The organism is Novosphingobium profundi (assembly GCF_020524485.1).
Taxonomy (GTDB): Bacteria; Pseudomonadota; Alphaproteobacteria; order Sphingomonadales; family Sphingomonadaceae; genus Novosphingobium; species Novosphingobium profundi_A.
The window spans coordinates 194,556-217,721 of sequence record NZ_JAIVLF010000007.1; the positions used below are offsets into that span (position 1 = coordinate 194,556).

General features: G+C 66.9%; 21 protein-coding genes. 12 read left to right on the forward strand and 9 right to left on the reverse strand.

Annotated features, from left to right (window positions below; all coding sequences use genetic code 11):
* Positions 1-38: 38 nt before the first annotated feature.
* The 4 genes from uvrA to LC060_RS19675 form a co-directional block, all read right to left on the reverse strand.
* Positions 39-2,954: an excinuclease ABC subunit UvrA gene (gene uvrA, locus LC060_RS19660; RefSeq protein ID WP_226638398.1), complete on the reverse strand. Its 2,916-nt coding sequence runs from the start codon at positions 2,952-2,954 to the stop codon at positions 39-41.
* A gap of 160 nt (positions 2,955-3,114) precedes the next feature.
* Entirely contained in the window at positions 3,115-3,411 is a 297-nt protein-coding gene (locus LC060_RS19665) for a hypothetical protein (protein WP_226638399.1), read from the reverse strand.
* Between the two features lie 261 nt (positions 3,412-3,672).
* A complete protein-coding gene (gene arsH / locus LC060_RS19670; RefSeq protein WP_226638400.1) occupies positions 3,673-4,416 on the reverse strand; it encodes an arsenical resistance protein ArsH in 744 nt (247 codons plus the stop codon).
* Between the two features lie 287 nt (positions 4,417-4,703).
* Positions 4,704-5,357, reverse strand: coding sequence for an N-acetylmuramidase domain-containing protein (locus LC060_RS19675; protein ID WP_226638401.1), 654 nt, complete (start codon positions 5,355-5,357; stop codon positions 4,704-4,706).
* A 262-nt stretch (positions 5,358-5,619) separates the two neighbouring features.
* On the opposite strand from LC060_RS19675, the gene LC060_RS19680 reads away from it, so the two are divergent.
* Both LC060_RS19680 and LC060_RS19685 read left to right on the forward strand, forming a co-directional pair.
* A complete protein-coding gene (locus tag LC060_RS19680; RefSeq protein ID WP_226638402.1) occupies positions 5,620-6,021 on the forward strand; it encodes a hypothetical protein in 402 nt (133 codons plus the stop codon).
* Between the two features lie 596 nt (positions 6,022-6,617).
* On the forward strand, positions 6,618-7,001 hold the full coding sequence (locus LC060_RS19685; RefSeq protein ID WP_226638403.1) for a UrcA family protein: 384 nt from the start codon (positions 6,618-6,620) through the stop codon (positions 6,999-7,001).
* A 368-nt stretch (positions 7,002-7,369) separates the two neighbouring features.
* Here the strand turns inward: LC060_RS19685 and LC060_RS19690 are convergent, their stop codons facing one another.
* Entirely contained in the window at positions 7,370-8,743 is a 1,374-nt protein-coding gene (locus tag LC060_RS19690) for a class II 3-deoxy-7-phosphoheptulonate synthase (RefSeq protein ID WP_226638404.1), read from the reverse strand.
* A gap of 202 nt (positions 8,744-8,945) precedes the next feature.
* Positions 8,946-11,921, reverse strand: coding sequence for a M16 family metallopeptidase (locus LC060_RS19695; protein ID WP_226638405.1), 2,976 nt, complete (start codon positions 11,919-11,921; stop codon positions 8,946-8,948).
* A gap of 215 nt (positions 11,922-12,136) precedes the next feature.
* Between LC060_RS19695 and LC060_RS19700 the strand changes: the two genes are divergently transcribed.
* The 6 genes from LC060_RS19700 to LC060_RS19725 all read left to right on the forward strand — a co-directional run bounded on the left by LC060_RS19700 (position 12,137) and on the right by LC060_RS19725 (position 16,031).
* Positions 12,137-12,715: a NifU family protein gene (locus LC060_RS19700; RefSeq protein WP_226638406.1), complete on the forward strand. Its 579-nt coding sequence runs from the start codon at positions 12,137-12,139 to the stop codon at positions 12,713-12,715.
* A gap of 52 nt (positions 12,716-12,767) precedes the next feature.
* Positions 12,768-13,433, forward strand: a complete 666-nt coding sequence (gene tsaB, locus LC060_RS19705; RefSeq protein WP_226638407.1) for a tRNA (adenosine(37)-N6)-threonylcarbamoyltransferase complex dimerization subunit type 1 TsaB — start codon at positions 12,768-12,770, stop codon at positions 13,431-13,433.
* 44 nt (positions 13,434-13,477) lie between these two features.
* Positions 13,478-13,933: a GNAT family N-acetyltransferase gene (locus LC060_RS19710; protein WP_226638408.1), complete on the forward strand. Its 456-nt coding sequence runs from the start codon at positions 13,478-13,480 to the stop codon at positions 13,931-13,933.
* 171 nt (positions 13,934-14,104) lie between these two features.
* Complete coding sequence (locus tag LC060_RS19715) at positions 14,105-14,551, forward strand: MucR family transcriptional regulator (protein ID WP_226638409.1); 447 nt, start codon at positions 14,105-14,107, stop codon at positions 14,549-14,551.
* A 188-nt stretch (positions 14,552-14,739) separates the two neighbouring features.
* Positions 14,740-15,165: a Fur family transcriptional regulator gene (locus LC060_RS19720; protein ID WP_148625438.1), complete on the forward strand. Its 426-nt coding sequence runs from the start codon at positions 14,740-14,742 to the stop codon at positions 15,163-15,165.
* A 74-nt stretch (positions 15,166-15,239) separates the two neighbouring features.
* Positions 15,240-16,031: a lysophospholipid acyltransferase family protein gene (locus LC060_RS19725; RefSeq protein ID WP_226638410.1), complete on the forward strand. Its 792-nt coding sequence runs from the start codon at positions 15,240-15,242 to the stop codon at positions 16,029-16,031.
* Positions 16,032-16,320: 289 nt separating this feature from the next.
* Here the strand turns inward: LC060_RS19725 and LC060_RS19730 are convergent, their stop codons facing one another.
* A complete protein-coding gene (locus tag LC060_RS19730; RefSeq protein WP_226638430.1) occupies positions 16,321-16,980 on the reverse strand; it encodes a hypothetical protein in 660 nt (219 codons plus the stop codon).
* Positions 16,981-17,048: 68 nt separating this feature from the next.
* Here LC060_RS19730 and ispH point away from each other — a divergent pair, with 68 nt between their 5' ends.
* From ispH to LC060_RS19750, 4 genes are all read left to right on the forward strand, one after another.
* Positions 17,049-18,047: a 4-hydroxy-3-methylbut-2-enyl diphosphate reductase gene (gene ispH, locus LC060_RS19735; protein ID WP_226638411.1), complete on the forward strand. Its 999-nt coding sequence runs from the start codon at positions 17,049-17,051 to the stop codon at positions 18,045-18,047.
* Positions 18,048-18,098: 51 nt separating this feature from the next.
* Positions 18,099-19,085, forward strand: coding sequence for a homoserine kinase (thrB, locus tag LC060_RS19740; protein ID WP_226638412.1), 987 nt, complete (start codon positions 18,099-18,101; stop codon positions 19,083-19,085).
* A gap of 4 nt (positions 19,086-19,089) precedes the next feature.
* Positions 19,090-19,524 (forward strand): ribonuclease HI, encoded by a 435-nt coding sequence (gene rnhA / locus LC060_RS19745; RefSeq protein WP_226638413.1) that lies wholly within the window; start codon positions 19,090-19,092, stop codon positions 19,522-19,524.
* Positions 19,525-19,857: 333 nt separating this feature from the next.
* Positions 19,858-20,976, forward strand: a complete 1,119-nt coding sequence (locus LC060_RS19750; RefSeq protein ID WP_226638414.1) for an FUSC family protein — start codon at positions 19,858-19,860, stop codon at positions 20,974-20,976.
* A 4-nt stretch (positions 20,977-20,980) separates the two neighbouring features.
* Here LC060_RS19750 and LC060_RS19755 read toward each other — a convergent pair whose 3' ends face one another.
* Positions 20,981-22,072, reverse strand: coding sequence for an NAD(P)/FAD-dependent oxidoreductase (locus LC060_RS19755; protein WP_226638415.1), 1,092 nt, complete (start codon positions 22,070-22,072; stop codon positions 20,981-20,983).
* Positions 22,073-22,077: 5 nt separating this feature from the next.
* Positions 22,078-23,100, reverse strand: coding sequence for an alpha/beta hydrolase (locus LC060_RS19760; protein WP_319005460.1), 1,023 nt, complete (start codon positions 23,098-23,100; stop codon positions 22,078-22,080).
* Positions 23,101-23,166: the final 66 nt, after the last annotated feature.

Sequence of the window (23,166 nt, forward strand, 5' to 3'; positions counted from 1 at the left end):
GGGCGATGGCCCCTTGAAGAAGTCCTTCCTGCTTCGCCTTACGCTTCCAGCAAGGGCTTGAGGTAGTGCCCGGTGAAGGAGCGTTCGTTCTTTACCACGTCCTCGGGCGTTCCGGTCGCCACGATCTCGCCCCCGCGCACGCCGCCTTCGGGGCCGAGGTCAATCAGCCAGTCGGCGGTCTTGATGACGTCGAGGTTGTGTTCGATCACCACCACCGAATTGCCCTGTTCGACGAGGCGGTGCAGCACTTCCAGGAGCTTGCGCACGTCCTCGAAGTGCAGGCCCGTGGTCGGCTCATCGAGGATATAGAGCGTCTGCCCGGTCGAGCGGCGCGCCAGTTCCTTGGCGAGCTTCACGCGCTGCGCCTCACCGCCCGAGAGCGTCGTCGCCTGCTGGCCGACCTTGATGTAGCCAAGGCCCACCTCGCACAGCATCTGCATCTTGTCGCGGATCGGCGGGACCGCCTTGAAGAACTCGACCGCATCCTCGATCGTCATGTCGAGCACGTCGGCGATCGAGTGGCCCTTGAACTTCACCTCCAGCGTCTCGCGGTTGTAGCGCTTGCCGTCGCATTCCTCGCAGGTGACGTAGACGTCGGGGAGGAAGTGCATCTCGATCTTGATGAGGCCATCGCCGTGGCACGCCTCGCAGCGCCCACCCTTGACGTTGAAGCTGAAGCGCCCGGGCTTGTAGCCGCGCGCTTCGGATTCGGGGAGCCCGGCAAACCAGTCGCGGATCTGGGTGAAGGCGCCGGTGTAGGTCGCAGGGTTACTGCGCGGGGTGCGCCCGATCGGGGACTGGTCGATCTCGATCACCTTGTCGCAGGCCTCCAGCCCACGTATCGCATCATGGGGCCCTGCGATCACGCGCGCGCCGTTCAAGGTGCGGCTCGCGCCCGCCTGCAGCGTGTCGATGGTGAGCGAGGACTTGCCCGAACCCGAAACGCCGGTCACGCAGCAGAACGTGCCCAGCGGAAACTCCGCGGTGACGCCCTTCAGGTTGTTCGCGCGCGCGTTCTCGACCGTCACCGACTTGCCGTTGCCCTTGCGGCGCGTGGCCGGGACCTCGATCCTGCGTTCGCCGGTGAGGTACTGGGCGGTGAGGCTGGTCTTGCTCTTGAGCACCTGCTTCAAGGTGCCCTCGGCCACGATCTCGCCGCCGTGGACGCCCGCGCCGGGGCCGAGGTCCACCACGTAGTCGGCCGCGCGGATCGCGTCCTCGTCGTGCTCGACCACGATCACCGTGTTGCCGAGGTCCCGCAGGCGCTTCAGGGTTTCGAGCAGGCGGTCGTTGTCGCGCTGGTGCAGGCCGATGGAAGGCTCGTCCAGCACGTAGAGCACGCCCGAAAGCCCCGAACCGATCTGGCTGGCGAGGCGAATGCGCTGGCTCTCACCGCCCGAAAGCGTGCCCGAGGTCCGGTCGAGGTTGAGGTAGTCGAGCCCGACGTTGTTGAGGAAGCCGAGCCGCTCGTTGATCTCTTTCAGGATGGCCTTGGCGATCTGCGCCTGCTGATCGGTGAGCTTGCCTTCAAGGCTCCCGAACCAGGCGAAGGCGTCCGCCACCGAAAGCCGCGCGGCGTCGGCGATGTCGCTTTCGGCAAGGCGCACGCACAGCGCCTCGGGCTTGAGGCGCTTGCCGTCGCACACCTCGCAGGGCTGCGCGGTCTGGAAGCGCTGGAGCTCCTCGCGCATCAGCGCGCTGTCGGTCTGGACAAGGCGGCGGTTGAGGTTGCCGATCACGCCCTCGAAGGGCTTGGTGACGGTGTATTCCTTGCGCCCGTCCTTGAAGGTGAGCGGCACCGGCGATCCGGCCGTGCCGTCGAGGATGACGATGCGCACCTCGGTCGGCAGGTCCTGCCAGGGCGTGGTGAGATCGAAGCCGAAGTGGTCGGCCAGGCTGCCCAGCACCTGCATGTAGTAGGGGGACGGCGGGTTCGACTTGGCCCAGGGCACGACCGCACCCTGCTTGAGCGTCAGCCCCTCGTTGGGGACGACGAGCTGGGGGTCGAACTCCATCTTCTCCCCCAGGCCATCGCAGGCCGGGCACGCGCCCTGCGGCGCGTTGAAGGAGAACAGGCGCGGCTCGATCTCTTCAATCGTGAAGCCCGAGACCGGACAGGCGAACTTTTCCGAAAAGACAATGCGGTTGGCCGGAAGCCCCGCGCCTTTGAGGTTCTTCTTGCCCTTGGCCCCCTTCGCAGCCTCGGCCTCGTCCTCGCGCCCCGGCACCACGCCATCGGCAAGGTCGACGTAGGCAAGCCCCTCGGCCAGCTTGAGCGCCTGCTCGAAACTGTCGGCCAGGCGCGTCTGGATGCCGTCCTTGACCGCGATACGGTCCACCACGACCTCGATGTCGTGCTTGTACTTCTTGTCGAGCGCGGGCGCGTCTTCAATGGGGTAGAGCTCGCCGTCGATGCGCACGCGAGTAAAGCCCGACTTCTGCCACTCGGCCAGTTCCTTGCGGTATTCGCCCTTGCGGCCACGCACGACGGGGGCCAGCAGGTAGAGACGCGTGCCCTCGGGCAGCTCCATCACCCGGTCGACCATGTTGGAGACGGTCTGCGCCTCGATGGGAAGGCCGGTCGCGGGCGAATAGGGCACACCCACGCGCGCCCAGAGCAGGCGCATGTAGTCCCAGATCTCGGTCACGGTGGCGACGGTCGAGCGCGGGTTGCGGCTCGTCGTCTTCTGCTCGATGGAAATGGCGGGCGAGAGGCCGTCGATGTGCTCCACATCGGGCTTCTGCATCATCTCGAGGAACTGGCGCGCGTAGGCCGAAAGGCTCTCGACATAGCGGCGCTGGCCTTCGGCGTAGATCGTATCGAAGGCGAGGCTCGACTTACCCGACCCCGAAAGCCCGGTGATGACGATCAGCTTGTCGCGCGGCAGCGCGATATCGAAGCCCTTGAGGTTATGCTCGCGCGCACCGCGCACGGTGATGTGGGTCAGACTCATGGGGGCCTATGTTCCAGATTTGTTCGCGCCGTTCAAGCGCCCGGCGCGCAGATTGGCCCCCTAGATATGTCCGCGGGCCCCAAGCGCAATGCCTTGAGGGCCCTGCGGTTCCCCAGCGCCTGGGGCTTCGGGCCTGGAACGTGCCCGAAAACCCGGCGGATCAGGTGCCGCGGCGTACGCCCATGGCCTCGGCCTGAAGCCCCCGGCGCCACTGCTGGTGGTTGGCATAGGCCTGCCACTGCACCTTGGTCCCGCAGGTCAGCCCCGGCCGGGTCGAGAGGACTTCGCGCTCGATAGTGCGGCAGGTGAGTTGGTCCTCTTCGGAGGCCGACGCGTTGTAGCGGGCAACCTCGCGCAGCATCTTCGCGTTGGGGCCTTCGGCTTCTGCGGCAATTGCCGGAACGGAAAGCCCGGCCACGCCGGCCACGGCAAGGGTCAGAACGGATTTACGCAGCATCGCATGTCTCCTTCGGATCGAGGCCCAACCCGAATACTGAGCAAGGTTACTTTGAGGCAGAGAGGACAGCAAGATAAAATTGTCCAGACGTCCAACAGATTTCCGCAAAGAAGGAAGTTCTTTTCAAGGGGCCATCGCCCCTTGGACCCCAAAACGGGCGACCTCACCTTTCTCGCGCCACGTGGCGCGCGGGACGTGAGCTCGACAGTTCGGGGAGCCCGAGGGCGATGGCCCTCGGACTGCATTTCTTTCTTCCCTGCCTCAGGCCAGTCCCGCCTTCTCGACATGCGTTTCGACCCGCTGGTCCTTGTCCTTGCGCTCCGAGTAACGGTCGACAAGCTGGTCGGCGTGAGGCCGCAGGAGGACGGTGAAACGCACCAGTTCCTCCATGACGTCGACGATGCGGTCGTAGTAGCTCGATGGGGTCATCCGGCCCGCCTCGTCGAACTCCTCGTAGGCCTTGGCGACCGAGGACTGGTTGGGGATGGTGAACATCCGCATCCAGCGCCCCAGCACGCGCAAGGTGTTGATCGAGTTGAACGATTGCGAGCCGGCGCTGACTTGCATGACGGCCAGCGCGCGCCCTTGCGTCGGGCGCAGGCCCTTGAACGCCAGCGGCAGGTGGTCGATCTGCGTCTTCATGATGCCGGTGATCTGGCCGTGGCGCTCCGGGCTGCACCAGACCTGCGCTTCGGACCACAGCGCATGTTCGCGCAGTTCGTGGACGGCCGGGTGATCATCGCCCGGCACCTGGTCGGGAGGCGGAAGGTCGCGCGGGTCGAAGATGCGCGTCTCGCAGCCGAAATACTGCAGGAGGCGCGCCGCCTCCTCGACCGCAAGGCGCGAGTAGGAGCGTTCGCGCAGCGACCCGTAGAGGAGCAGGATACGCGGGGGTGGATCCAGCTCGCCCAGCCCCAACGCGGGGCGCGCGTGCGCGTACTCGGGGCGCAGTGCGGGCAGGCTGTCAGGATCGGGAAGATCGCGCAGATAGCGGTATTCGGACATGAAGGGGAACGGCTCCAACGGTGGGACTGGCCGCATCGCAGGGAGCCTGCGGCGGCAACCCATCGGGAATACCCGATGCGATGCGCCTGCGTCAAACGGTCGGACCTTCCGCCCTGGAGAAAGTCAGAAGAGGCAAAGAAAGGATTTCCGAGGGCCATCGCCCTCGGGCTCCCCGAACTGTCTGGCTCACCTCCCGCCCGCGACGTGGTTCGAGAGAGGTGAGGCCAGACAGTTTCGGGGTCCAAGGGGCGATGGCCCCTTGGAAAAGACTCCTTGCTTACGCGCTCTCACCGCATCGCGGCGGCCAGCTTGGTGTGGTAGCCCAGCCGGGCGTAGGCGCCGCCGTTGTAGGCGCGCGCGAAAGCGCGGCAGTCGTCGGGATCGGTGGAGAGCGCGGCCATTTCGTCGTTCAGCTCGTTGTATTCGACGTAATGGGCGAGCAGTTCGTAGTGCTTGAGCTCGGAGGCGACCGTGCTGAAGGCAAAGGCGAAGGGGCTGGCAAAGCCGAACTCGTCCCACCACTGCCCCAGCACCTGGAACTTGCCCCAGGAGCAGGCCATGAAGGCGGCATCGACATCGCCGGTCACGATCGCGCCCGCCAGCTTGTCCCAGCTGCTTTCGCTGTAGCCGCCGTAGCGCGGATTGCTGAAGGCCGCGACCGACCAGCGCCCGCCGGTGTACTTGTGGAACTTGTGCCGCTCGTAGAGAATCTTGGGCCGCCCCTGCCGATCAAACCCGCCGCCCGAGGATTCCACCTGCGCCACCGCGCGCAGCTGTTTCACGCTGACGTGGAGGCGCTCGGCCAGTTCGGCCTCTTCCGCATCGGTGATGGCGGGGGCCTGGGTATTGGTGAAGGCGGTCAGCAGCGCCGCGCGCGACTTGGGGCCCCAGATCCCGTCGGGCTTGGCGCCCACGGCCGATTGCAGCTCGACAATGTTCATGACGATGTCTCCCGACGGCTCGACAGGCCCTGAAAATGCGACTTCCGGCGAAGTTGAGTCAAAGAATTTAAGATGACAAAGGCCGTAACGGCAGTCCGGGATCTTGAGATTTCAGGACAATTTACGGTGTAGGCACACCCTGCGGCCACCCGTTCCGGAGCTGCGCTGGATGGCGGCTCGCTTCATCGCAAGACCTTTGCAATCGTGTGCTCGTCGCGCCTAGCAAGACCCCACGGGACATACCGGGACTTGAGGGAAAACGATGAGGGGTATCACACGCGCCACCGCGCTCGCCGCGCTGGCGATTGCCGTCACCACCACGCCGGCGCAGGCCGACGATCCGCGCGATCCCGGGATGCGCTCGCGCGCCGCGCGTGAGGCCGACGCGGCTGAAATCCGCCGCCTCAACCGCGAACAAGCCGCCTACGTCGCGCGCCGCGATGCCCGCTACGCGCAAGGCTGGGACGCCTGGGCTGCGGCCGAGGCCGACCGCCGCGACTATGCGGACTACAGCGCCCGCGCCTACGACGAGGATAGGCGCGCCTACGAGGACGACCGCCGCAGCTACGCCCGCGCCCGCCAGGACTACGAGGCCGACCGCGCCGCCTGGGAACGCGACGTGCGCGCCTGCCGCCAGGGCTACTACAGCCGCTGCGGGGGCTGACCGGGCCGCGACAGGAATAGGACGAACACATGAGAATCCGAGGGCCATCGCCCTCGGGCTCCCCAAACTGTCTGCCTCACCTCCCGCGCGCCACGTGGCGTGCGAAAGCCGAGGTCGCCCATTTCGGGGTCCAAGGGGCGATGGCCCCTTGAATAGAATCTTTCCCACGCCTGTTCTCTACGTAAACCCACGTAAAAGCGAGCCCTCAGCCGCGTTTCGTCGCGTCCTGAGGGCAGTCTGCACCAGCGCCCCAATGAAACACTTTGTTTTACACAGAGAGAGGCGTATAGTCCAAAATTACCGCAGGGAGAGGTCGCCGCAATCATAAGTTGCGATAAACCGGGCGAACTTCCCGATGCCTTGGCATCCCGCCAGACATCCTGATCGCCGACTCGGCGCCTGATTGACGACCAGGCACGCACCGAAACGCAACGCCCTTCGTGAGAGCTTGCTGCCCAGTGACGCAGCCCGTCCCCCACGCCTGAAATTCGAACGCGAAACGGGCCGATTGCCCGGAACGGACACACTGTCCGCAATGCCTCTACCTGCGTCCCGCGCGGCTCCCCATGGGCTGCGCACCGTAGAGGAGAAGCACCATGAACAGGCTTACCATCGCCGCCTGCACGCTCAGTTGCGTGCTGCTGGGAAGCGCCGCCTCGGCGTCCAACGAAGTGGTCGTGCAAAAGCACGTCTGGGACGACCGACCGACGGTTGCCGTGCGTTACAGCGACCTCGATCTCGACAGCACCAGCGGGCGTGACGCGCTTGACCTGCGCTTGGTACGCGCGGTGAAGAGCGTGTGCGGCGCGCCGGACCTGCGCGAACTGCAGGACATGGCCCAGATGCGCGACTGCCGCGTGACGTCGCTCGCCCGCGCCCACGCGGACCGCGACGCGCTGCTGGACATGCGCATGGCCGCACGCGGCAACCCCGAACGCCTCGCCGCGCTCGATACGTCCACGCTGCGCGTGGGACAGTAGAGAAAAGAGGATTCAAGGGGCCATCGCCCCTTGGACCCCGGAGCTGTCGACCTCGGCTTTCGCACGCCACGTGGCCGCGGGAGGTGAGCCAGACAGTTTGGGGAGCCCGAGGGCGATGGCCCTCGGAAGATCCTTTTACCGCACGTGCAGGATCACGGGCTCTGGAACGGGTACTTCCCCGCCCCGATCCGGCACACACGAAGGGCAGGAACCGCACATCTGCGGTCCCTGCCCTTTGGTGCCTTCAGGCGTTTCCTGCCAGGCTGCAGTGATGCTGACGCATCAGCCCCCTGGAACGCTCAGGCGCCGCGCGGACTTGACCAACCTGCGATGAGGCAAGCTCACCGCCGGTTGGTATCACGCGCGGATCAGGCCGCGGCCTGGTGCTGCGCGTTGGCTTCGAGGTTGAGCAGGTCTGCCATCTCGAAGGCCAGTTCGATCGACTGCGCGCCGTTGAGGCGGGGATCGCAGTGCGTGTGGTAGCGGTCGCCCAGGCGCTCGTCGGTGATGGCGATGGCGCCACCCGTGCACTCGGTCACGTCCTGGCCGGTCATCTCGACGTGGATGCCGCCCGCATGCGTGCCTTCCGCGCGGTGCACCGCGAAGAAGCCGCGCACTTCGGAGAGGATACGGTCATAGGGACGGGTCTTGAGGCCCGAATCGGTCTTGATGACGTTGCCGTGCATGGGATCGCACGACCACACCACCGGATGCCCTTCGGCCTTCACCGCGCGCACCAGCTTGGGGAGGCCCGCCTCGACCTTCTCATGACCGAAACGGCTGATGAGGGTCATGCGGCCCGGCTCGCGGTTGGGGTTGAGCGTGTCAAGCATCTTGAGGAGCGCGTCGGGCTCCAGGCTCGGACCGCACTTCATGCCGATGGGGTTTTCCACCCCGCGCAGGAACTCGACGTGGGCCGAGCCCTCGAAACGGGTGCGGTCCCCGATCCACAGCATGTGCGCGGAGCAGTCGTACCAGCCGCCCGTCAGCGAATCGCGGCGGGTCAGCGCCTGCTCGTAGGGGAGCAGCAGCGCCTCGTGGCTGGTGTAGAACTGGGTGCCCTGCAGCTGCGGGACAGTCGTGGGATCGACGCCGCAGGCCGACATGAAGTCGAGCGCCTCGCCGATGCGGTCGGCCATCTCGGCAAACTTCTCACCCCAGGGGCTGCGGTCGATGTGCTCCATCGTCCACTTGTGGACCTGGCTGAGGTTCGCATAGCCGCCGGTCGCAAAGGCGCGCAGCAGGTTCAGCGTCGCGGCCGACTGGCCATAGGCCTGGACCATGCGTTCCGGATCATTGCGGCGCGCCTGCGCATTGCCCTCGATCCCGTTGATGATGTCGCCGAAGTAGCTGGGCATCTCGACGCCATCGACCATCTCGGTCGGCGAGGAGCGCGGCTTGGCGAACTGCCCGGCCATGCGCCCAACCTTCACCACCGGCTGCTTGCTGGCGAAGGTGAGCACGACGGCCATCTGCAGCAGGACGCGGAAGGTGTCACGGATGTTATCGGGGTGGAACTCGGCGAAGCTCTCCGCGCAGTCCCCGCCCTGGAGCAGGAAACCGCGGCCCTCGGCCACTTCGGCGAGGTCCTTCTTCAGTTCGCGCGCTTCGCCCGCAAAGACCAGCGGCGGAAACTTTGCCAGGGTCGCCTCGACCTCGTTCAGCTTGGTCTCGTCGCCATATACCGGAAGGTGGCGCGCTTCCTGCGCCTTCCAGCCATCCGGGGTCCAATTGCTCGCCACGTCGTTCACTCCTGAAATGCGGCCCTCTCCCGGGCCGTTGCTGCCGGGACGCCACGGGCGCCCGGATACCTTGCACGAAGCCTCGGCAAGGCGGGCCCCATAGCCTCTGCCCGCAATTTTTGCAAAGAAGCTTTGCCCAAAACCGCCAATCGGTTGCGCGGCAGGGTTTTTTGCGAAGCCCTGCCGCGTGGACCATCGCGCGTTACTTTGCCGCGACCTTGCTGCCGCTCCCTTCTTCGGGGATCACCTCAAGCCGCCAGGAATTGCCTTCGCCCAGATACTTGGCGGCAAGCGCCTGCATCTCGGCCGGACTGGTCTGGGTAAAATCGATCAGCACCGAGCGCACCGAGCCGAAGCGCGCAGGATCGCGGCTCGCGCCTTCCAGCTGGTTCATGAAGAACGAGGTGCTGGACGCCGCGCGCGTCACCTGCTGGCGCAGCGGTTCGGTGACACGGGCCAGTTCGTCGGCGGTCGGCGGGTTGGCGATGAGGTCCTGCGCGATCTCCTCGGCGGTCTGGTAGAACACGTCGACCGACTTGGGATCGACCTGCGCGACCGCCGTGATTGCCCCGCCCGCCTGGAGATCGACCGGCCAGGTCGAATAGACATAGGGCGAATAGGCAACGCCCAGCTTCTCGCGCACCGCATCGATCAGGCGGTTGGTGAAGAGCTGGGTGAGGATTTCCAGCTGGCGCGATTCGCGGATTTCCAGGGTACCCCCGCCGGTTGGCCAGGAGAGCACGGCGGCGGCCTGGTCGGGATCGCCATGGTGGTGCAGGACAACAGGCTTCGTACTGGGCTGTGCCGCCGCGATATCAGGCGCCGTCGCGGTGCTGCGCGCGTCCTCGCGCGGCTTGAGAGCGCCAAAGGTCTTCTCCAGCGCGGCAATCGCGGCCGCCTTGTCGAAGTCCCCGTAGATCTGCACTTCGACCGGCCCTTCGGCGAGCGCCTTGGACCACACGCGCTTGAAGCCCTCGGGTGTCGCCTTGTCGATCTCGGGGGGCGTGGGCGTGGCAAAGCGCGCGTCCTTGCCGTGCTGGTAGTAGGCGAGGTCGCGGCTGAGGATACCCTGCGGCGAAGTGGCGAACGTATCGTACTGGATCTTGGCCGCGGCCTTGGCGCGGCGCAGCGGGTTCTCGTCCCAGCGCGGCAGGTCGAGCTTGGCCGCGAAGAGATAGAGCTGATCCTCCAGGTCCTGCGGGCGGGTCTCGGCCTTGAGCTGGAAGGCGGCGTCATCGACGGTGAACTCGAAGCCCATCTTGCGGCCCGTCGAGATCACGTCGAGATCGTCGAGCCCCAGCGTTGCCAGGCCCGATCCCACCAGCGCGTACTCGCCCAACGTCAGGTAGGGCGCGTCCTCGGGCGCGATCGAGCGCGTGCCGCCCCCAAAGCGCACCTTGGCGACGACGCGGCCCGGCTCCTCGGCGACCGGCCAGAGCAGCGCCTTCACGCCATTCGCAAAGGTCAGCTCCTCGATGTCGAGAAGGCCGGTGGGCTGGTCGGCGATGGGAGCGGCCGGTGTGCCGATGGCGGGCAGCGTGTCGAACGAGACCGGCTCGGCGTTGGCGACCCGGCGCGCGGTGGCGTCAGGCTCGACCGGCGCGATGAGCGCGTCGCGAAGGGCGCTCGCGGTAACCTTGCCCTCCTCCTGCGTGGTGAAGAGCGCGCGCGTCACGGTGCCCGCGAAGAGGCCACGGGTGTGGTCGAGCACCGCTTGCGGGGTGAACAATGCGCGCGATTCGCGGAAGATGCGCAGTACGTCCTTGGGCGAGGCGACCGTCTCGCGGATGTCGAGCGCGTTGACGAGATCATCGGCGAGCTGGGATCCGGGCAGGATCCGCTCCTGCTCGACCGGGACCTGGAAGGCGACGTCGAGCTCGGCCACCTCGCGGTCGATCTCCTCCTGCGTGGGCGCGCGGGTCATGGCATCGGCAATCACCCCGCGCACGTCCTTCAGCGCCTCCTTCCAGTCATCGCCCAGCGGCGTGACCGACATGAAGGTGACATCGGCGCTGCGCGAGATCTTGTCGGTGTTGACCGAGGCCGAGAGGAAGCTGCCCCCGGCGCGCGCGCGGGTTTCGAGGCGCCGGTTGATGATCGCCTGGGCAATCGCGTCGGTCATCAGCCCCTGGTTGTAGGGGATATTGTCGACGACCTGGTTCCAGGGCCGCAGCGTCGCCACCAGAAGCGAGGGCGGCAGGTCGGGCTCGACCAGCACGCGGGTCTCGCCCACGGGCGCGAGTTCGCGGTTGTTGCCGGCAAAGCCCTTGGGCGCGGCGGGTTCGCCAAAGCTCGGCGCCTTGGCCTTCTCGCCCTTGGCCTGCCAGTCGCCGAACCACTTGCGCACGTAGCCCTCCAGCATCGCCGGGTCGGCATCGCCCGCGACGATCACGGTGACGTTGTCGGGCCGGTACCAGCGCTTGTAGAACGCGCGCACGCTCTCCTGTGTCGCGGCATTGAGCGATTCGAGCGTGCCGATGGGCTGGCGTTCGGCGAGCGGCTGGCCTTGGTAAAGCGTCTCCTGCATCGCGTTCTGGACGCGCAAGGCCGCGCCGCCGCGCTCGCGCATCTCGGCGAGCACGATCGGGCGATCCTGCTTCAGATTGTCGGCCGAAAGCGTGGGCGCGGTGACCATGCCCGACATCAGCTTGAAGGTCTCGTCGAGCGAGGTGGGCGTCGCGTTAGGCAGGTCGAGCTTGAACACGGTCTGCGTCGCCGAAGTTACCGCGTTGGTGTCGGTCCCGAAAGTCGCGCCCAGCCGCTGGAAGGCGGCGATGGCCTGGCCCGAAGGGATGTACTTCGACTGGCGAAACAGCATGTGTTCCAGGAGATGCGCATAGCCGCGCTCGGCGTCGGTCTCGTAGAGCGAACCGGCATCGACGCGCACGCGGATCGAGACCTGGCCGGGCGGCACGCCGTTCTTGCGCACCGCATAGCGCAGGCCGTTGTCCATCTCGCCGAAGTGCCAGGCCTTGTCGTGCGGGATGTTGCTGCCGCGGTAGAGCCAGGGGTCCTCCTCGTTCGTCTGCAGGACCGGCGCGGGCGGGGCTTCGGGGACCGCGCCCTCGGCGGGAACAGGAGCCGTGGGAGCCTCCTGCGCGGATGCGGACGAGACAGGGGCCTGGAGCAGGAAGGCAAGACAGGCGAGCGAGCTGACGGCGCGCGAAATAGTGGTCATTGCCAAGGCTATAGGATGCGGGCGGATTAAGGGCCAGTGAATAGAGCGCCGCGCGCACCTGCTCCGGGCATGCACAAATATCACCTTTAACCTTTATAACCGGCGACTTGATTGAGATCGGCCGCAATCTGTGACGCCCACAGCCCCCGGACAAAACGTCCCGCCCGCGCCCCACGACTTGATTAAAAGCCCCAAAAGCCTAAATCGCGGGCATCATGTTTATTGAAACCGAAACGACTCCCAACCCCGCCACGCTCAAGTTCCTGCCTGGTCGGGAAGTCATGGCCGAAGGCACGCGCGAGTTTACCTCGCCCGAGGACGCGGCCGCCTCGCCGCTCGCCGAAGCGCTGTTTGACCTGGGCGACGTCACCGGCGTCTTCTTCGGCCACGGCTTCATTTCGGTCACCGCGGCGCCCGGCGTCGAGTGGCCCAGCCTCAAGCCGCAGGTCGTCTCGATCCTGCTCGACCACTTCGTCTCCGAAGCGCCGCTGTTCCGTCAGAGCGGCAACGGCATCGCCGTCCCGCCCGAGAGCGAGGATGCGGACCTGGGCGATGATCCGGCCGATGCGGACATCATCGACCAGATCAAGGACCTGATCGAGACCCGCGTGCGCCCGGCCGTGGCCAACGATGGCGGCGACATCGTCTACCGGGGCTTCCGCGAAGGCGTGGTCTACCTCTCGATGCAGGGCGCCTGCTCGGGCTGCCCGTCCTCGAGCGCGACGCTCAAGCACGGCATCGAAAGCCTGCTCAAGCACTACGTGCCCGAAGTGAGCGAGGTGCGCGCGGCCTGATCGGCCGCCCCTTCCCACCTTTCCCCGACAACAACAAAGTCAGCCCGCCCGCGTGTCGCCCTCGCCCTCCCCGTCGCCTGCCGCCAACCCGGCGCGCACCCTCGTCATCGACAGCGCCACGGCGGCCTGTTCCGTGGCCCTTCTGGAAGGCAATACGCTGATCGGCGGGACGTTCCGCGTCCTCGGGCGCGGCCACGCCGAGGCGCTGGTGCCGATGATCGCGGACCTGCCCGAACGCGGAAAAGCCAACCGCATCGCGGTCGCGCTCGGCCCGGGCAGCTTTACCGGCGTGCGCGTGGGCCTTGCCGCCGCGCGCGCCCTGGCGCTGGCCTGGGGGGCCGAGATCGTGGGCTATCCCACCCTCGCGCTGGTTGCGGCCATGGCGCGCGAGGCCTTCGGCGAAGGCCCGCTAGACGTCGCCATGACCGGCGGACACGGCGAATGGTTCGTCGAGAGCTTCGATGCCGCGGGCGAGAGCACCGCGCCGCTCGCCTCGCTCAAGCCCGAGGCTGCCGCCCAGGCCCTCACCGCCCAGCGCATCACCGGCAACGAGGCCGAAGCGCTCGTCGCCGCGCGCGGCCACGGCACGGCCCAGCCCCTGCTCCCCGATGCGCGCGCCTTCGCGGCCCTCCCGGCCGTCCACCTGACCCGTGACATCAGCCCGCTTTACGGCCGCGCGCCCGATGCGCGCTTGCCCGGCGGCAAGATGCCCGGCTAGTCTGCGCACTCCTGAACACAAGTAGTCCCCGGCAGCAGGATCCCATGACCGAAGACCTCGACAAGTTGATGGAAGTCATGACCGCGGCCTTCGACCCGCTATACGGGGAAGCCTGGACCCGGCGCCAAGTCGAAGACGCGCTACTTTTTGGGCATACGTACTACAGCCTTGTCGATGCCCACGGGAATGCCCCTAGCGCAAAGACCCCTGCGGCCGGGTTCACGCTCTCGCGCCACGGCTTCGACGAAGAAGAACTTCTCCTCCTGGCCGTAATTCCGCAGGAACGTGGGAAAGGCCTCGGCAAAATTCTTCTCGAATTACTTAGCGATTCCGCTAAACATCGCGGTGCGCAACGGCTGTTGCTGGAAATGCGAAAGGGAAATCCTGCCGAATCCCTTTACAGCGCATTCGGTTTCTACCAGATCGGGGAACGCCCCGATTACTACCGTTTATTATCGGGAGAGCGCGTCAACGCGATTACATTCGCGCGCGACCTCTGAATTTAAATTGGGCAGATTCAAGGTTTCAATCCATTTTGGCAGCAAGAAGGCCAAAACAACTTACGATACTACTTGAAACATTGGCTCATTTGATCCATTGCATCTCTCGGCAAGTCACAGATGTGTCGGCCAACGAATGAATGCCTCAAGGTCGCTATAGAGGAAAATATAATGGAAACTGTTCAGCCCGACATGAGCGAAACGCTCATCACCCTCACTTCCGACATTGTTGCCGCACATGTCAGCAACAACAGCGTAACGGTCGATGATCTCCCCTCGCTGATCAACAATGTTTACGGCGCACTTGCCGGTCTTGGCGGCACCGCTGCCGTGGAAGAAGAAAAGCCCGAGCCCGCCGTTTCGGTTCGCGCCTCGATCAAGCCCGACTACATCGTCTGCCTTGAAGACGGCAAGAAGCTCAAGATGCTCAAGCGCCACCTGATGACGCACTACAACATGACCCCGGAAGAGTACCGCGCGCGCTGGAACCTGCCCGCCGACTACCCGATGGTCGCCCCCAACTACGCCGAAAAGCGTCGCGAACTCGCGAAGAAGATCGGCCTGGGCCGCAAGCCCAACGCCCGCCGTGGCCGCAAGCCCAAGGCGGTGGCTGCCTGATAGGCGCCAGCAACGGAAAAGAGGGTACGCCTGAACCTTGCTCCCCCCACCTCGCCCGGCCCGACCTTACCGGGCGAGAACAGTGCAAACGTTCGCCGTCCCCCTTTCCCCTTTCCCGATTCTTTTGGTATCGGGACGACACCGGCCCCCTGTGGCCGGTGTTTCCTTTTGAATAAGACAGGTCAGACGTGAGCCAGCCCATCGACATTGAAGCCCTTTGCGCCGAGCGTGGCCTGCGGATTACCGAACAGCGGCGCGTGATCGCCAAGGTTCTGTCCGAGAGCACCGACCACCCCGACGTCGAGAAGCTGCACGAACGCGCCACCGCGATCGATCCGGGCATCTCGATCGCCACGGTCTACCGCACCGTGCGCCTGTTCGAGGAAGCGGGCATTCTCGACCGCCACGACTTTGGTGACGGACGCGCCCGCTACGAGGCCGCTCCCGAAGCCCATCACGACCACATGATCGACGTTGAAACCGGCGCCGTGGTCGAATTCGTCGACCCCGAACTCGAAGCCCTCCAGAAGCAGATCGCCGAGAAGCTGGGCTTCCGCCTCGTCGATCACCGCATGGAACTGTTCGGCGTCAAGCTCGACCGTGACGAGGGCTGATACCCCAGCCCTTGCCCCCTTTCCCGCGCGTGCCGGCCCACCCGGCCAGCCGCGCGGACCGGGCCGCTGAGCCCGTGACCTCCCCCGCACACGACACCGAGCCGGGCGCCGCCTGGCCCCGTCCGCCCGTGCTGGGCTGGCCGCTGATTGCCCTGCGTCTCGGGGCGCTCCTCATCAGCCTGATCGTCGCGGTGGCCGCCTACTATGTCTTCGCGCTGTTCACGCGCCACAATCCCGTACCGCCCCTCTTCCTGCGCACGCTGGGCGCCATCGCAGGGCTGCGCCTGCGCGTGAAGGGCACCTTGCCGGGCCGGGGCGAGACCGCGATCTTCCTCTCCAACCATATGTCCTGGCTGGATATTCCAGCGCTTGCCGGCACGACGGGCTGCGCCTTCGTGGCCCACGACGGCCTCTCCGTCTTCGCCCCCTTACGGCGCCTGTGCGAGATGAACGACACCGTCTTCATCGCCCGCCACGACCGCCGCTCGGTCGCGCAGCAGGCCGAGCAAGTGCGCACCGCCCTGGCCGAAACCGGCAGCCTCACCCTCTTCCCCGAAGGCACGACGAGCGACGGGCGCGGCCTGCTCCCGTTCAAGTCCTCGCTGCTCTCCCCGCTCGAAACCGACCTGGCCCACGTTGCGATCCACCCGGTCTGGCTCGACTACGGCCCGCAGCCCGAAAAGGTCGCCTGGGTGGGTGACGAACCGGGCCTGGGCAACGCGCTGCGCATCCTCGCGCGCACACGCCCGATCCCGGTGACCATCCACGTCCTCCCGGCCCTGACGCGCGAGGAGCGCACCAGCCGCAAGACCATCGCGCAGGCCGCGCGATCGCGCATCGCGGCGGTGCGTGGAGTTGTTGAGTAAGTAGAAGAGATTTCCGAGGGCCATCGCCCTCGGGCTCCCCGAACTGTCGAGCGCAGGTGTGCCGGGTGTCGCGGCTCGAGGGGGATAGGGGAAATCGGATTGAGGGGCTTTGCCCCTCTATATCCTCTGCCACACCCTCACGCGTCATGCGCTCCGATCCAGGCCCAAGCTGCGCAAGACGGTTCCGGGGTCAAGGGGTAATAACCCCTTGAATCATTACCTTCTTCTTCCACGAAAAAGGGCGCAGCAGACCAAGATCCACCGCGCCCTTTTCAAGAACCGACTGCGCTCAGCGCGTGGCGTTGTAGGCGATCTGTTCATCGTTGAGCTGGAAGCCGACGAGCACCTCGAAGGTCGCGCGTGTCACGGCCGCGCGCACGGTCGGATCGGCGAGCGGGTCGAGCGCGGCGTCCTGATCACCCGGGCGGCGCTTGGCGGTGATGCGGTCACGCACTTCGGGGGGCAGCGTGGCCGCGCCGCGGTCGATGAAGGCCGAGCCGTTCGCGGTCGCCTCGGCGCGCGCTTCGCCGTCGGCGAACTGGAGCGTCACCTGGCCGATTCGCTTGCTCACCACCGAGTTGCCGCCCTGCAGCACGGTGACGAAGTAGGGGAGCGTCACGCGGCGCGCACCGTTCGTGTCGCTGCGCTGGGCGCGCACGAGGAAGTTGACCTGGCTGGTCACCTTGTCGGTGCCTTCGCCGCACTGCGCGCGCACCTGCGTCATCGTCGCGGTGACGTCGATGTTGTCGGCGGTCTTGGCGCCTCCGGGCCCGAAAAGCGTGATGTCGCCGGTGTAATCGGGGATCCCGACGGCCGGGCAGGCGCTGCGCACAGCGGTGATCCCGACGCCCGAGTTCAGAACGATCTCACCTTCCGACTTGCAGGCGCTGAGGGCCGTCGCGGCCGCGGCGGAGAACAGGACTGTGGCGGTCAGGCGGCGTGCATTCATCATGACATCCCTTGAGTGGCGTGCGCTTGCCCTAGCGATGCAAGCGGCAAAGCGCTAGAGGGCGCAGTATGAACGCGCCCTTTCCATCCCCGGCCGAGTCCGCGCCCGCCTCTAGCGACGCTGCGTCGACCAAGGCCCCGCTCCGTCTCTTCATTGCCGCCCCGCGCGGCTTCTGCGCCGGTGTCGACCGCGCCATCGAGATCGTCGAGCGGGCGATCGAGAAATACGGCCCGCCCGTCTACGTGCGCCACGAGATCGTCCACAACCGCTTCGTGGTCGATGGCCTGAAGGCCAAGGGCGCGATCTTCGTGGAGGAACTCGACGAAGTGCCCGACGGGGTTCCGGTGATCTTCTCCGCGCACGGCGTGCCCAAATCGGTGCCGGCAGCGGCCACCGAGCGCGGCCTCGACTGGCTCGATGCGACCTGCCCGCTGGTCTCCAAGGTCCACCGCCAGGCCGAGCGCCAGATCGCGGATGGGCGCCACATCCTGTTCATCGGCCACGCCGGCCACCCCGAAGTGATCGGCACCTTCGGTCAGGTCCCCGAAGGCGGCATGACGCTCGTCGAGACGGTCGAGGACGTCGCCGCACTGGACTTTCCGGCCGACGCGGAGCTGGCCTACCTCTCGCAGACCACGCTCTCGGTGGACGATACGGCCGCGATCATCGCCGCGATCCAGGCCCGCTACCCCAAGGTGGCCGCGCCCAAGGCCGAGGACATCTGCTATGCGACCTCGAACCGCCAGGCCGCGGTCAAGCGCGTCGCGCCCGACTGCCAGCTGATGTTCGTGATCGGTGCGCCCAACAGCTCCAACTCGCTGCGCCTGGCCGAAGTCGCCCAGCGTTCGGGCGCCTGCGCGCAGCTCATCCAGCGCGCCAGCGACATCGACCCGGCCTGGCTGGAGGGGGTCGATACGGTGGGCCTGACCGCTGGTGCCTCGGCGCCCGAATCGCTGGTCAACGAAGTGATCGCGCGCCTCAAGGAACTGCGCGACGTCAGCCAACAGGAATTCGTCACCGCCACCGAAACGATCAGCTTCAAGCTGCCCAAGCAGCTGACCACCTGAGCCGCGCGCCCAGCCAAGCCCAGCAAAGCCAACGAGCATAAAGACAAAGACATGGCCGTTTACACACGAATCGGCGCGGAAGACATGGCCGCGATCGTCGACGCCTTCGACGTGGGCACCCTGCTTTCCGCCAAGGGCATCGCCGAGGGCGTCTCGAACAGCAACTGGCTGCTGGAGGCCCAGCGCGGCGAGGAAGAACCGCGCCGCTTCATCCTCACGATGTACGAGGAGCGCACCGACGTCGAGGACCTGCCCTTCTTCCTCGACCTGCTCGACCACCTCGCCGCCAACGACTGCCCGGTGCCGCGCACGATCCATGACCGTGAGGGCGCCAGCCACCGCTTCCACGAAGGCAAGGCGCTTGCCCTGATCGAGTTCCTGCCCGGTGTCTCGGTCACCGAGCCCACCGCAGGCCAGGCCCGTTCGGTCGGCGCTGCGCTCGCCAAGGTCCACCTCGCCGCCGCCAGCTTCCCGGCGCGGCGCACCAACACCATGGGCCTTGCCCGGTGGAACCAGCTTCTCACCGACTGCGGCGAGGAAGGCCTCAACCTCATCCACCCCGAGCTGGCCCGCATCGTCAAGCGCGAGCTGACCAGCCTGACTCTGGGCTGGCCGCTCGGCCTGCCCGAGGGCGTGGTCCACGCCGACCTCTTCCCGGACAACGTGCTGATGCTGGGCGAGGAAGTCACCGGCCTCATCGACTTCTACTTCGCCTGCACCGACATCCTGGCCTACGACGTTGCCGTGACCCACGCGGCCTGGTGCTTCAGCGACGACGGCACGCGCTTCGATCCCGAGATCTCGCGCGCGCTTCTGGAAGGCTACGAAAGCGTACGCCCGCTCTCGGACGAGGAGCGCGCCGCGCTCCCGCTGCTCGCCCGCGCCGCCTCGATGCGCTTCCTGTCCACGCGCGCCTATGACTGGATGAACACCCCCGAGGACGCGCTCGTCACCCCCAAGGACCCGCTCGCCTTCGCGCGGCGGCTCGACTTCTACGCCAGCCCGGAAAACCGCGACCTCTTCGCGAAGGAGGGCTGAGGCGATGAAGAAGATCGAAATCTTCACCGACGGCGCCTGCAAGGGCAATCCCGGCCCCGGTGGCTGGGGCGCGCTCCTGCGCATGGGCGAGCACGAGAAGGAAATGTCGGGCTCGGAAGCCGAGACGACCAACAACCGCATGGAGATGACCGCGGTCATCAAGGCGCTCGAAGTGCTCAACCAGCCCTGCGAGATCGTGCTGTGCACCGACAGCAAGTACGTCATCGACGGGATCACCAAGTGGGTCCATGGCTGGCAGAAGAAGGGCTGGGTCAACGCCGCCAAGAAGCCGGTCGCCAACGACGATCTGTGGCGCGAGATGCTGGCCGCGACCAAGCCGCACAAGATCACCTGGCAGTGGGTGCGCGGGCACAACGGCCATGCGGAAAACGAACGCGTCGACCAGCTCGCCAGCGACGCGGCCAAGTCGGTGGCCTGAGAGCCACGGGACAGGCGCCCGCGCGCGGGCCCACAGCGGGCGATTGCACGCGCTGAAATTTCGTTGCGCAAAACGCAACCTATCGCAGAGTCGGCCCTCGCGATCCCCGGATTCGCGGGGGTCTTGCGTTTCCTGCCCCACCTTCGGGCCCTGTTGCCCGCACGACACGAAATTTCTTTGGCCTCTCCCGAAGACGCGAGGCCCGCACTCCGCCTCCGATATGCCGCAAGTGCGAAGGTTTTCGCTGCATTTGCGAAATTGCAAGTCACTCGTGCGCTATATGCAACTGCCCCCACCTTCTAAGGGCGCCCCGATCGGCCCATAATCAGGGGCATGGTGAAGCTGATCACATCGCATGTGCAGAACGAACTGCGCGAACTGACCCGTCCGGGCCCCCGCATGGCCGACGAGATCGCCTGCGTGCTCTCGGTCATGCTGGCCATCGTGCTGGCCCAGCTTGCCGATGCGCGCATGGTCAACTGGGCGGCAGTCTCCGCACTGGTACTCCTGAAGAGCGACACCCTGGAAACGCTGCTGCGCGGCGCGATGCGCATGGTCGGCACGCTGGCGGGCGGCGCGCTCGCGCTGATGTTGGCGCCGCTGGCCCTGCACTCGCTCGTCGTCGCCGTGCTGAGCGCAGGCCTCGTGGGCGGTATGGGCCTTTACGGCATGCTGACGGGCCGCCGCGCCTACGCCTGGTTCCTGTTCGGCCTGACCTTCGAGATCGTCCTTCTCGACAAGCTCGCCAACCCCGACCTTGCCACTTTCGAGCTGGCCTTCACCCGCGTCATCGAAGTGGGCGCGGGCACGCTGGCCTGCGTCGTGGTGAGCCTGGGCGCCGCGCTCATCTCGGGCAAGGACTGGCTCGCCAACCGCAAGGCGCGCCCGGAGCGCATGCGCTGGAACGCGACCGCCGCGCGCCACGCCGCGCAGACCGGCATCGCGCTCGCGGCGCTGCCCCTCCTCTACCACTTCGTGAAGGTGCCCGAACTGACCCAGGCCGCGATCACCATCATGGCGGTGATGATCGTGCCGGTCGCCGGGCTTGGCCAGAGTGGGCTTGTCCCCGTCAGCCGCCGCCTCCTGCACCGCGCCATCGGCTGCGTCGCAGCCGGGCTGCTGGCCATCGGCCTCCTGGTCCTTGCGCATGGCAATGTCGCGGTGATCATCGCGGGCACCTGCTTTGGCCTGTTCCTGGGCCGTCACCTGGAAACGGGCGGCAAGGCGACGCAGTACGTGGGCCTGCAATTCTCGATTGCACTCCTCACCGCGCTCGTGCCCGACAGCTACAGCCAGATCGAGGCCGGGGTCGCGATGGAACGTCTGCTGGGCATTGCTGTCGGCATGGCCATGCTCGAACCCGCGCTGCTGTCCTGGCACTTCATCGCCAAGCGCCTCCACAGCGCGTCGGCCGAAAAGGCCAAGGCCACGACGCCCGCCGCTGCGGCCTGACCTCTCAGCTAAAACGTAAAGGGCTGTAGGGCGCCGGATCGACCGCGCCCGCAGCCTCGCCCAGCAGCAGCCGCGCGGCGAGATCCGCGCCGGCAGGGGCGGTCTGGATGCCAAAGCCCCCCTGCCCTGCGCACCAGAAGAAGCCTTCCACCTCCGCGTCGAAACCGTAGACCGGCAGCCGGTCGGGCGCGAAGGAGCGCAAGCCCGCCCAGCGGTGCTCGACACGCGCGATGCGCCAGTCCACCACCTTCTCGAAGCGGTCGATGGCCAGCGCGATGTCGAGCTCTTCGGGCGCGGCATCGCACGGGGCGCTGGGCGTCTCGTCATGCGGGCTCAGCCACAGGCGTCCGTTCTCGGGCTTGAAGTAGAAGCCACCGGCAATGTCGAGGACAAGCGGCAGGTCCTCGGGCACCGGCGCATCCAGCACGAGTTGGGCAATGGTACGCCGAAGCGGCGTGATGCCGAGCCCGCGTGCCCCAGCCATCTGCGCCACGCTGTCCGCCCAGGCGCCCGCCGCGTTGACAAGAATGCCCGCCTCCAGCGTGCTGCCGTCGGCGAGGTCCAGACGCCATCGGCCCTGCTCCCGGCGCGCGGCGCGCAAGGAAGCCCGGCAGCGGATCGGCGCGCCCGCCTGGCGCGCGGCGGCCAGATAATGCTGGTGGAGACGCGCCACATCGATGTCGCAAGTCGTGGGCTCGAGCGCGCCGTGCGTCCACGCGGGCCTGAGGCCCGGAATGCGGCGTGCGATCTCCTCGCGGCCAAGCTCCTCGACCTCGACCTCCATCGCGCGGAAGGTCTGCGCGAAGGCGGCGACCTCCTCCCGCTGATCGGCGCGGCCGATGGTGAGGCCATGGCGCGGGGTGAGAACACCCAGGTCATGGAGCGCCGGGCCCGATGCGGCGGTCAGCGGCTGTACGCCCGGCCCGCCATAGCTCTCGACCCAGAACGCGGCCGAGCGGCCCGTCGCATGGTAGCCGGGCGCATCCTCACCCTCGACGAGGCAGACCTTGGCGCCCCCCCGGGCGGCCAGCGCGGCGGCCAGCGAAGCACCGGCCATCCCCGCGCCGATGACGGCAATATCAAACTTCTGGGACATAGGGCTCAGCCCCTAGCCGGTGCGACCCGGTCCAGGAAAGCCTCGATTTCGGCAAGTGCATGTGCGCGCACCGGATCGGCCTCGCGCAGGATCTCGTGGGCGCAGCCCTCGTCGTAGGCGACGAGTTCACCGGCAGGCAGGCGCCCGGCTGCGCTGCGGATCGCGGGCCAGGAGACAAGGCCGTCGCGGCGCGTGGCGAGTATCTGCACAGGCTCGCGCACCTTTTCCAAGACGCCGCGCCGCTCCAGCGCGCGGATCGAGGCGATGGCCGCGCGAATCCAACCCCAGCTCGCCGGGCCCATGACGAGGCCAGGGCGCTCCTGGTACCACCACTGCTCATCGGCGTAGCGCGCGGCGTCGTGGGTGAGCAGGTGCTGGCGCGCGCGCTTGACCAGTTCGGGCCGCTCGCTCCCGCTCCAGGCGCGTGCCGTTCGCCCACGCACCGCACATATCGCCTGCGCGACAGGGGCTAGCAGGGCATTGGGCGCCCAGGTCGGATGGAGCCCGAGCATCGGCGCGGAAAGGACCACGGCATCGGGCGCGATGCGCTTTTCCGCGACCGCGCGCAGGACCAGGTTGCCACCCATCGAATGGCCGATGGCGACATGGGGGCCGGGCTGCGAAGCGACGAACTCCGTCCAGATCCCGGCGTAGTCGGCAAGCCAGGTCGCAAAGTCGTCGATATGGCCGGTCGTCGCATCGCCGCCCAGACGTCCGCTGAGGCCCTGTCCGCGCCAGTCCGCCGAGGTTACCGACCAGCCCGAATCGGCCCAATCGTTGAGCGATTCGAGCCACTTCTCGTAGCAGTCGCCCCGTCCGGGCATGAACAGGATCGCGCCGCGCCGCCGCCAGGACGTGCCCCGCGCCGGGATCTGGAGAACGCGGATTTCCCAGCCATCCGCGGCCGTCCAGCGCGATTCGCGGGCATCGGCCGGGACTGCGCGCCGAACCCGTGCGGCTGCGTCCGTCGCGTCAATCGAGTGGCTAATGGGGGACCTCGGGCAGGTAATTACGTTTTGGTAAGTGATGACCGCTAGACGAGGCCCTCCACAAGGGGGACTTCGATGCCAGGCGGCATATTTTCGTACGCTTTG